The organism is Lysobacter sp. ISL-50, assembly GCF_018612875.1.
GTDB lineage: Bacteria > Pseudomonadota > Gammaproteobacteria > Xanthomonadales > Xanthomonadaceae > Lysobacter.
The window spans coordinates 43,434-54,234 of sequence record NZ_JAGGRI010000059.1 but is presented as its reverse complement, the minus strand read 5'-3'; the positions used below and the strand labels follow the sequence as shown (position 1 = coordinate 54,234).

Here is a 10,801-nt window from a genome sequence, read left to right as displayed (position 1 = left end):
GACCGATGCAGCGGTCTCGGCCGGCACCTACACCCTGAGCGAAGCCAACGTGGCCGGTTACACCGCCGGCACCTGCGCAACGCTGGCGCCGAAGGCGACCTGCGTGTTGACCGGCACCTACAAGGTCCAGCAAGCCGACGGCAACGCCGGCACGGTGGTGAACACGGCGACGGTGCAGACCGGCACGCCGGGCGTCTGCCCGGTGGGTTCGACCGCTCCGGAGTGCAACCCGAAGCACGAAGAACCGGTGCCGCAGAAGCCCGCCCTGACCTCGGTCAAGTCGGTGACCGGCAATGCCGATGAGGACGGCAGCGGCACGGTGAGCGTGGGCGACACCTTGACCTACACGGTGACGGCCACCAACACCGGCAATATCGATCTGGTCGATGTGGTGGTGAGCGACGTCAAGCTGACGCCGACCACGATCACCTGCGCGACACTGGCGCCGAAGGCGACCTGCGTGCTGACCGGCACCTACAAGGTCCAGCAAGCCGACGGCAACGCCGGCACGGTGGTGAACACAGCGACGGTGCAAACCGGCACGCCGGGCGTCTGCCCGGCAGGTTCGACCGCTCCGGAGTGCAACCCGAAGCATGAAGAACCGGTGCTGCAGAAGCCGGGCCTGAGCTCGACGAAAGCGGTGACCGGCAATGCCGACGAAGACGGCAGCGGCACGGTGAGCGTGGGCGACACGCTGACTTACACCGTGACGGCCACCAACACCGGCAATGTCGATCTGGCCAACGTGGTGGTGAGCGACGTCAAGCTGACGCCGAACACGATCACCTGCGCGACACTGGCGCCGAAGGCGACCTGCGTGCTGACCGGTACCTACAAGGTCCAGCAGGCCGACGCGGATGCCGGCGGCGTGGTCAACACGGCCACGGTGAAGACCGACACGCCGGGAGTCTGCCCGCCGGGTTCGACCGATCCGCTGTGCAACCCGAGCGTCAAGACGCCGATCGAAGCGCGTCCTGGCGTGGCCATCGTCAAGGTCGCGACGCTGACTCTGGACCAAGGCACCAAGGGCGTGGGCAATGTCGGCGACGTGATCACCTACACGGTGCGCATCACCAATACCGGCAACATCACCTTGAACGACATGGGCACCAGCGACGTGCTGGAGACGTATCCGGCGACCTCGCTGAACTGCGGCGCGACCACGCTGGCACCGGGTGCGAGCACGGACTGCAATCCGTACACGCACACCATCACCCGCGATGAAGCCAATGCCGGCGGCACCTTGGACAACGTCGTCACGGTCACCGCGCGTTATGGCGGTGGTGGCGGCTCGACCAGCGGCACCGCGACGGCCCAGGGCCTGGCGTTGATGCCGGTCGAACCCGAGCAAAGCAGCGACTTGTTCGTGAGCAAGCAGGTCAATCCGCGCGACGTGAAGATCGGCGACCTGGTCCGCTACACGGTGACGATCAAGAACATCGGCATCACCGACGCCATCGACGCGACGCTGACCGATACGCCACCGGCCGGTTTCACCCTGGTCGAAGGCAGCCTGCAGGTCGCCGATCGCGATGGTGCCGGCCGTCAGGTGGGCAGCTATCCGATCAAGGTCGATCAGATCGACATCAAGGCCGGCGACAGCGCGACCGTGGTGTATCTGCTGCGTGTCGGCGCCGGGGTGCGTCCGGGCACCCACATCAATCACGCCTACGCCGAGGACGGCGGCAAGCGCTCCAACGAGGCCACGGCCGAAGTGCGGCTGGTCGCCGATCCGCTGCTCGACGAATCGTTGCTGCTCGGTACCGTGTTCGACGACCGCGATGAGGACGGCTGGCAGGATCCGGCCGACCTGACCCAGGTCCGCGTGCAGGGCGGTTTCGCGGCGGATGCGTATGTCGCCAACTCGACCACGGTCGATCACGGCGACGGCGCCAAGCCCGAGCCCGATGCCAGCTCGCCGATGCTGCACGGCATCGTGTTGGGCAAGATCGCCGGCCGTCAGTCCGAGGCCGACCCGGTCGCCAAGCACGCCGTGGTGATCAGCCAGTTGCTGCGCGAGGCCAAGTTCAGCGACGACTTCGTGCTGACCACGGCCCAGGGCGTCACGCTGCGCATGGACGCCGCCGGCAACACCCGCGTCGAACGCGACGGCGATGCCGCCAAGGGGCTCACCGGCGCCGAGCCGAAGGTCGAGCGTCGCATCGCTCAGACCCAGGACGGTTACCGCGTGGACTATGTCGTGAGCAATCACGGCATCGACGAACACGGCATCCCCGGCGTGCGCGTCGCGTCGGTCGAAGGCCTGTTGATCGAGACCGACCAGTTCGGCCGCTATCACCTGGAAGGCGTGGCGGGCGGTGCGTGGGAACGCGGCCGCAACTTCATCCTCAAGGTCGATCCGGCCACGCTGCCGCCGGGCGCCAAGCTCACCACCGACAACCCGTTGGTGCGCCGCTTGACCCCGGGCGTCCCGGTGCGTTTCGACTTCGGCGTCAAGATGCCGCCGGGCCAGAGCACCCAGACCGAACAGGTCGAAATGCGCATCGGCGAAGTACTGTTCACTCCGGACAGCGCCGAAGTCACCCCGGCTTACCTGCCCGCGGTCGAGAACATGGCGACCAAGGTGAAGGAGTACGGCGGCGGCGAAATCGTCATCACCGCCAACGGCGAGAGCGAAGCGCTGGCGATGGATCGCGCGCTCGCGGTGCGCAAGTCGCTGGAAGGCATGCTCGATCCGAAGCTGCTCAGGAGCGTGCAGGTCAGCGTGCGCACCGACGTCACCGATCCCACCTCGATGGTGATCGGCTTCGCCGAATGGCCGTTGCTGGGCACGGTGTTGTTCGACACCGACAAGGCGACGATCAAGCCGAAGTTCGAGCCGGTGATCGCGAAGATCGCCGCGGCGATGGAGCAACTGCGCGGAACCCGCGTGATCATCACCGGCCACACCGATCTGCGCGCGTCCGATGCCTACAACGTCGACCTCGGCCTGCGCCGCGCGAAGGCCGTGTTCGACGCGATCGTCGCCCACGCCAGTCCGGACCTGCGCCAGCACTTGCGCGTGGACATCAGCAACGACCCGGCAGCCCCTGCCGATAAGCCGGGCAAGTGAGGGGGCCTGCCATGAAGATGAAACTGCTCGATTACACCTTGATCTGCATCCTGACCGGCGTCGTTCGCGTCGCCGGCGCGCAGACTCCGCCGCCGACGGCACCGACCTCCCCCCCGTCGAAAACAGCGGAGTCCGCGCCCGGCGACGGCGGCAACACGGTGAACTGCGACGACGGCGGTTGCGCCAGCGACCAGGGCGTGTTGTTCGAACTGCGCACGCGCGGCGAGCGCAAGCCGCTCACCCACGGCACCAGCGAGAAATCGTCCTCCGAGGTGTTGCAGCCCGACCGTCGCGTGACGGTCGAGGCCGAGGACGTCAACTCGGCCTGGCAGAACAAGCCGCTGCCGGGCAAGGCGGTGGTGGTCGGAAAGTGGTCGCTGCAACTGCCCGGCGGCGGCGCGATCTGGGCGACCGAGGACCCCAACCTCGGCCGTCCGCAGATGACCGTCTCGGCGCCGACGCTGGTCGCTTTCGACGGCACCAAGATCAGCAAGCCGGTGCGCTTCTATGCGTACAACAACTACGCGGCGTTCATCAAACGCGCTGAAGTGCTGATCTATCGCGCCACCGACGCCGATCTGGTCGAGCCGATCGCCAGGATCGACCTGCCGCTGGCCGGCGTCAGCGACGTGCAGTGGGATGGCGCGATGTCGGGCGATCGCAACCTGCGCGCGGGCGATGAGTTGATCTACATCGTCCGCGCCTACGGCGAAGGCGACAGCTTCGACGAAACCTTCCCGAGCCGGCTGCAACTGGTGCGGCCGGAGGAAGCCGAGCGCGGCGCGCAGGTGCTGCGCGATGCCACCCAGAAGCAACTGGGCGCTTCGCTGAGCGTGGAGGAGGCCGAACAGAACAACCAGATCGACAGCATCTTCGGCCGCGACAACCTGCGTCAGCAGAACATCCCGATCTACGGCTCGCGCATCCGCATCCAGGGACGCAACATCGCCGATCGCGCGTCGATCAAGATCAACGGCCGCCCGCATCCGGTCGACATCGAACGCAAGCTGGTCGCCGAGTACCTGGTGCCGGTCGGCCAGCATCGCTTCGATATCGAAATTGGTGGCGCCCAGGGCAGCCCGCCGTTGCATCGTTCGCTCGATGTGGATGTCACCGGCCGCTACATGTTCGCGGTGGCGCTGGCCGATGTCACCGCGTCCAAGACCCATGCCACCGGCTCGATCGAGCCGGTGAGCGACAACGAGCGTTTCGACGACGGCTTCCTGATCGACGGCCGTCTGGCCTTCTATCTGAAGGGGAAAGTGCGGGGCAAGTACCTGATCACCGCCCAGGCCGACACCCAGGAACGCGAAGTCGGGCAACTGTTCAACGGCTTCTGGAAAGCCGACCCGCAGGATGTGTTCCGCCGCCTGGACCCGGACTTGTATTACCCGGTCTACGGCGACGACTCGACGACCTATCGCGACGTCGACACCATGGGCCGGCTGTACCTGCGCATGGACTGGGACAAGAACCAGGCGCTGTGGGGCAACTTCAATACCGGCTTCACCGGCACCGAGTACGCGCAATACAACCGTTCGTTGTACGGTGGCGCGCTCGACTGGCGCAGCCGGCGCACCACCGCGCTCGGCGACGCCGGCACGCAGTTGCGCCTGTTCGGTTCGCAGGCGCAGACCGCGCCCGGCCATACCGAGCTGATCGGCACCGGCGGACGCCTGTATTACCTCAAGCACGGCGACATCCTGCCGGGCTCGGAGAAGCTGACCGTCGAAGTCCGCGACCCAACCACCGGCCGGGTCCAGAACCGCGTCGATCTGATGCGCGGCGCCGATTACGAAATCGACGAGCTGCAAGGGCGCATCCTGCTCGACAAGCCCTTGTCGCAGGTTTCGCGAGAAGGCCTGCGCACCCTGACCCACGACACGCCGCTGGACGGCTATCTGCAGGTCCTGCTGGTCGATTACGAATACGTGCCCGACGGCCTGGACGTGGACAACGTCTCGGCCGGTTTCCGCGGCAAGCACTGGTTCGGCGATCACCTCGCGGTCGGCGGCACCTATGTCGATGAAAACCGCGACGGCGAGGACTACACGCTCAAGGGCGCCGACCTCACCCTGCAGGCGGGGCGCGGCACCTACCTCAAGCTGGAAGGCAGCCGCAGTCAGGCCACCAGCGCGCCGATCTTCTTCTCCGACAACGGCGGCCTGAGCTTCCGCGAACTCAACTCCGGCCTGCTGGCGCGCGAGGGCGAAGCGCGCTCGGCCGAAGCGCGGGCCAACTTCAAGGAACTGGGCTGGACACAAAACGAGTGGACCGTCGCCGTATGGCGCCGGCACGTGGGCGCGGGGTATTCGATCTCACGCTACGACACCGATCAGGCCGTCGAGGAACGCGGCTTCGAGTTCTTCGGCGAACTCACCCCGGCGGTGCGCCTGTTCGGCCGCCACAGCGTCGCCGAGCGCGGCAAGGAGTCGTTCACCCAGTCGCAGCTGACCGGCGAATGGCGCTTGAACGACGACATCACGCTCAGCGGCGAAGTGCGCACGGTGCAGGAAAATCGCCTGAGCGGCGACGCCACCGGCACCCTGGCCGCGTTGGAATATCGCCAGCGCGTGGGCAGCCAGCTCGAACTGTTCGGCACCGCCCAGGTCACCGTCGATGACGATCACGGCAAGTACGCCGACAACGACGCCTTCAGCCTCGGCGCCAAGTACCTGTTCGGCGATCGTTCCAGCGTCGGCGCCGAAGTCACCAGCGGCGACCGCGGCGACGCGGCCAAGGTCGATGCCGAGTACCGCCTCGCGCCCGATCACACGCTCTACGGCAGCTACACCTATTCGGCGAACACCAGCGAGCAGGACCCGCTGTTCAACGACCGCCTGAATTCCGGCTGGACCCTGGGCCAGCGCTGGCGCCTGTCGAATCAGGTCAGCCTGTTCAACGAAAGCCAGTTCCTCAAGGCGCCGAACGAATCCGGCCTGGCCCACACCTACGGCATGGATTTCTATCCGAGCGAGGGCTGGAGCCTGGGCTTCACCTTGCAGGAGGCGACGCTGGACCGCGCCGCCGAGCTAGGGCAGGTCAACCGCCGCGCGGTCAGCGTCAGCGGCGGCCGCAACTCGGTCGATACGCAGTGGTCGAGCAAGCTGGAATGGCGGCGCGACAGCGGTGCGGAACGGCGCGAGCAGTGGACCAGCTCCAACCGTTTCCTGCACAAGTTGAACGACAGTTTCCGCATCGCCGGCCGTTTGAACTATTCGCAGACCCGCGACCTCATCGACGCCCAGGCAGGGGCCAAGTTCGTCGAGGGCAACGTCGGCTTCTCCTGGCGACCCTACAACGACACGCGCTGGGCGCTGCTGGGCAAGTACACCTTCCTGTACGACGTTTCGGCGCTGGAGCAGGTCGGGCCGAACATCGCCAGCTACGATCAGCGCACCCAGGTGCTGTCGTTCGAGGGCATCTACCACCCGAACCATCATTGGGAATTCGCCGGCAAGCTCGCGCGGCGCGAGGGCGAAGTGCGTTACGGCCGGTTGCAGGGTCAGTGGGCCGATTCGGCGACCACCTTCGGCGCCGCGCAGGCGCGCTACGAATTCGCCCAGGTCTGGCACGGCCTGGCCGAGTACCGCTGGCTGGGCGTGAAGAAGGGTGGCGACAAGCAGGGCCTGCTGCTCGGCATCGATCGCGATATCGGCAAGAACTTCCGCGTCGGCGTCGGCTACAACTTCACCGAATTCAGCGACGACCTCACCGACTTCGATTACGACCATCGCGGCTGGTTCCTGAACATGGTCGGGAGCTACTGATGAAGGCGGCCGCGTTCTGGCTATTTCGCGTTGCCGTCGTGGGCGGCGCGGATGCGGCTGGCGCGTTCATTCGACACGGTTGCGTCGCAGCCGTGGACAAGACGAGCCGGACGTCCCGATCTGCGCGCGGCGCTGTCCGCCTTCGTGGGCATACAGCGATTTAGTAGATGCGAAGTGCGAAATCTTCGCCAAGGAAGGAAGACAAAAGCGCACAAACCATGTTTCAGCCTTTGGCCGGATAGAAACAGCAGCAAGGCCTTTTGATCAATTAAGTCAACCCACGAGGTGTGAAATGAAAGAAACCCGGCGTCGAATGACCCTTAACCTGGCCGGTAGTGAAATGCAGTTCCTCGAAGAGCTGTGCGTGCGCAAAGGCGTCAGCAAGACCGCGGCGATCCGTCAGGCGCTGCGTCTGTATCAAGTGGTGGAAGACCGCGCCGACAAGGGCAAGAAGATGTTCTTCGTCGACAACAGCACCAAGGAACGCTCGGAACTGATGCTGCTCTGACCCGAAACTCCGGTCCGTCGCATTCCGGAAGATGCGGCGGGGTGGTAGCGAGGTCGCCGTGGCCCGCTTGCAGCGGCTCGGCCGGTTGAGCGAGGTGTGCGTCAAGCGCCGTTGCCAAGCGCGGCGTGTGTAATGAAATTTACCGGCAATCGCCGCGTTGAGGCGTTCGCCTTCGCGGGTGCCGCTCGGTACGCGCTACGACGACCGACGTGTCCGCGATGCGGGCCGGGTCGTTTAGGACTGTCCTGAGTCTCTGCTTCGGTTGTCGAACATCCGCGCTTTTCGCGCGTTGTTCCCGCGAACGCAGACTTCGCTTTGCCTCGGCGTAGCCGAGCATCCCGACACTTCAGCGCCATCTTTCCAGGCCGTCATTCCCGCGAAGGCGGGCTCCGCTTTACTTCGGCGTAGCCGAACATCCAGAGACTTCAGCGTCATCTTTCCAGTCCGTCATTCCCGCGAAGGCAGGAATCCAGAGGCTTCAGCGCCATCTTTCCAGGTCGTCATTCCCGCGAAGGCGGGAATCCAGAGACTTCAGCGCCATCTTTCCAGGTCGTCATTCCCGCGAAGGCGGGAATCCAGAGACTTCAGCGCCATCTTTCCAGTACGTCCTTCCCGCGAAGGCGGGAATCCAGAGACTTCAGCGCCATCTTTCCAGGACGTCATTCCCGCGAAGGCGGGAATCCAGAGACTTCAGCGCCATCTTTCCAGGACGTCATTCCCGCGAACGCGGGAATCCAGAGACTTCAGGCGTTCCCGCGCGAAAGGCCCTGGATTCCCGCCTTCGCGGGAATGACGAGCAAAATAAAGCAACACCCGCGTGGTCGCCATCGTCTTCATCAAGCCTTCTTGTCCACGCAATGACAAAAATCAACGAAAGAACGCCTGCAAAGCCGACCCCGCCTCATGCAGACCGACCGGCGCATCGCCGGGCGGCAACAACAGCCCGAAGCTGCAACCGGGCAGTTTCGGCAGTCGGTTCGAACGCGCGACCGCCAGCCCCGGCCCGATCGCCGAGGCGTTGAGGCAGCCCAGACCCAGCCCCGCGCGCAACGCCGCCTGCACGCCGGCGACGCCGCTGCCGGTGTGGGCGATGCGATAACTCACGCGCTGATGCTGCAGCCGCCGCACCGCGGTTTGATGCAGGCTGCAGGTGGGCGGCAGCAGCACCAGCGGCAGGTCGGTCTCGCCGCGCAGGTCCAACCCCGGCGCCGCGACCCAGGACAAGGGCTCCTTGCGCAACACCGCCACGCGCGTCGGCGCGCGGCCGCGCTGGGCGCTGTCGACTTCCATCGTCAGCGTCAGATCGTACAAGCCGTCGGCGTGGCCGTGCGCCAGCGCCGCGCTCTGGCCCATGCTGACCTGCAGCCGCAGTTGCGGGCAATGCCGGGCCAGATGCGCGAGCAGGCCGGCGATTTCGTCCGGACGGAAGTAGTCGCTGATCGCCAGGCGCACGTCGGTGCGCCGCAGTTCGTTGCGCACGTCGTGCAGGGCCAGTTCGCCCAGCGCGAGCATCTGCCGGGCGTGGCCGATCAGGCGCTCGCCGGCCGGCGTCAGCGCGACGCCGTTGCGCGAGCGCAGCAGCAACGGCGCCCCGGCCGACGACTCCAGCTTCTGGATCTGTTCGCTGACCGCCGACTGCGAGCGGAACACGCGCCCGGCGCCGCCGGAGATGCTGCCGGCCTCGGCGACAGCGACGAAGGCCTTGAGTTGTTCGAGATCCAGGCTGCGCATGCGGGCTCCGGCTATCGGTTCGGCCGATGGATAGGTTCTGATCTTCCCGCTATTCCGATGGTCAAGGCAAGTTTAATCTAAGCCTGCATCCCGGGGCCGAGTCATGCCGGCCCGCCCAGAGTCCGCCGCCATGCCGCATCTGAACCTGCAACTTTCCGGAACCCCCGACGCCGACCTCAGCCGCCGCGCCGCCGCCCTGATCGCCGATATCACCGTCGAGGTGCTGGGCAAGCCGCGCGAGCTGATCGCGACCGCCGTGCATTACGTGGACCGCGCCCACTGGTTCATCGACGGGCGCTCGCTGGAGGACTGGGGCCGCAACTCTTTCCACCTCGACATCAGCATCACCGACGAGACCAATACCAAGGGCGAGAAGGCGCGCTATCTCGAACAAGTCCACGCGCGGCTGTCGGCCTTGATCGGCAATGTGCACGAAACCTCGTACATCTACGTCATCGATGCGCGAGCGGCCGCTTACGGCTATGGCGGGCTGACCCAGGAGCGTCGTTATCAACTGGCGCAGAGCGCCAAGACCTAAGCCCGCGGGCGTCGTGTCCAATCGTCGCGCCCGCGAGTTGCGGGCGCGACGAATGCCATGTGCATTGCGCACTGGTTTCAGCCGCGCATGCGTTGACTGGCGACGGCGCCAGGGCCACGGCGATTGCGCGCGCATCGGGCTGGATTCGCTGGCCATATGCGATCCACGATCGCACCGCCGCGATCCTAGCTCCAACCTCATGATCCGCCCCGCCGGCCGCTCATCCCGCGCCAGCAAGCTCCGCCTGCGCCCGCAGCCAATCGCGCAACGCCGCCACCTCGTCGCTCAACTCGCCTTCGCGATACACGAACCAGTGCGGATATCCCTCCAGCACCGGCCCGAACGGCTGCACCAGGGTACCGGCGGCGAGGTCGTCGGCGACCAATGCCAGACTCAACAACGCCACACCATGGCCGGCGATCGCCGACTGGATCGCGTGGCTTTCGTCGGTGAAGCGCAAACCGGCCTCGACATCGATGCCGTCGAGGCCGGCGCGCTCGCACCAGGCGCGCCAGCTCGGCGTGTCCAGAGTCGGGTGGCGCCATTCCGAATGCAGCAGCGCCTGCCCGCGTAAATCCTGCGGTTGCGCCAGCGCCAGCCGCGGGCTGCACACCGGCGCGAAGCGATTTTCGATCAGACGCTCGGCGACCAGCCCCGGATACGGCCCGCGCCCGTAGCGGATCGCCGCGTCGGCGACGCCGGCACGCAGATCGACCGGATCGTCGGAAGCGTGCAGGCGCAGGTCCAGGTCGGGACAGGCCTGACGGAACGAGGCCACCCGCGGCACCAGCCACTTGGCCGTGAACGACAAAGTCGCCGACAGCGTGAGCGCGCGGCGCTGCGAACGCACCGCCAACTCGGCGATCGCCTCGGCGAAGGCGTCGAAGCCCTTGCGCAACACCGGGTAGAGCCGCTCGGCCGCCGCGGTCAGCGCCACCCGCCGGGTCTGGCGCTCGAACAGGCGCACGCCGATCTGCTCTTCCAGGGCGCGGATCTGATGGCTGATCGCGGTCGGCGTCACCGACAGCTCTTCGGCGGCGCGCTTGAAGCTCTGCAGGCGCGCGGCCGCCTCGAATGCGCGCAGGGCGCCCAGCGGGGGCAGTCGGCGTCCGGGCATGGGTGAGATGTACTCATTTATCGGCTGAGGAATCGGAGTTTGTGCCTTGATTCGATGGGTTTCA

General features: G+C 66.2%; 6 protein-coding genes. 4 read left to right on the top strand and 2 right to left on the bottom strand.

From position 1 onward, the window contains the following. From J7J50_RS23715 to J7J50_RS23705, 3 genes are all read left to right on the top strand, one after another. On the top strand, positions 1 to 3,073 hold a 3,073-nt coding region (locus J7J50_RS23715; protein ID WP_215097574.1), incomplete at its 5' end, for an OmpA family protein. A gap of 11 nt (positions 3,074 to 3,084) precedes the next feature. Then, a complete protein-coding gene (locus J7J50_RS23710) occupies positions 3,085 to 6,843 on the top strand; it encodes a hypothetical protein (RefSeq protein WP_215056062.1) in 3,759 nt (1,252 codons plus the stop codon). 313 nt (positions 6,844 to 7,156) lie between these two features. Next, the gene (locus J7J50_RS23705; RefSeq protein WP_197414784.1) at positions 7,157 to 7,351 is read left to right on the top strand and encodes a hypothetical protein; all 195 of its coding nucleotides are present in this window, start codon (positions 7,157 to 7,159) and stop codon (positions 7,349 to 7,351) included. A gap of 867 nt (positions 7,352 to 8,218) precedes the next feature. Here the strand turns inward: J7J50_RS23705 and J7J50_RS23700 are convergent. Beyond that, positions 8,219 to 9,082, bottom strand: a complete 864-nt coding sequence (locus tag J7J50_RS23700) for a LysR family transcriptional regulator (protein ID WP_215056063.1) — start codon at positions 9,080 to 9,082, stop codon at positions 8,219 to 8,221. 130 nt (positions 9,083 to 9,212) lie between these two features. Here J7J50_RS23700 and J7J50_RS23695 point away from each other — a divergent pair, with 130 nt between their 5' ends. Next, positions 9,213 to 9,620 carry a 4-oxalocrotonate tautomerase family protein gene (locus J7J50_RS23695; RefSeq protein WP_215056064.1) on the top strand — a complete coding sequence of 136 codons (408 nt, stop codon included), beginning with the start codon at positions 9,213 to 9,215 and terminating at the stop codon, positions 9,618 to 9,620. Between the two features lie 220 nt (positions 9,621 to 9,840). Here the strand turns inward: J7J50_RS23695 and gcvA are convergent, their stop codons facing one another. Continuing rightward, complete coding sequence (gene gcvA / locus J7J50_RS23690; protein ID WP_251044634.1) at positions 9,841 to 10,737, bottom strand: transcriptional regulator GcvA; 897 nt, start codon at positions 10,735 to 10,737, stop codon at positions 9,841 to 9,843. Positions 10,738 to 10,801 lie beyond the last annotated feature (64 nt).

What these genes read in the sequence shown, in the direction of transcription:
- J7J50_RS23695 (WP_215056064.1), top strand. Translation starts at nt 9,213, where the DNA reads ATGCCGCATCTGAACCTGCAACTTTCCGGAACCCCCGACGCCGACCTC.
- J7J50_RS23710 (WP_215056062.1), top strand. Translation starts at nt 3,085, where the DNA reads ATGAAGATGAAACTGCTCGATTACACCTTGATCTGCATCCTGACCGGC.
- J7J50_RS23705 (WP_197414784.1), top strand. Translation starts at nt 7,157, where the DNA reads ATGACCCTTAACCTGGCCGGTAGTGAAATGCAGTTCCTCGAAGAGCTG.
- J7J50_RS23700 (WP_215056063.1), bottom strand. Translation starts at nt 9,082, where the DNA reads ATGCGCAGCCTGGATCTCGAACAACTCAAGGCCTTCGTCGCTGTCGCC.
- gcvA (WP_251044634.1), bottom strand. Translation starts at nt 10,737, where the DNA reads ATGCCCGGACGCCGACTGCCCCCGCTGGGCGCCCTGCGCGCATTCGAG.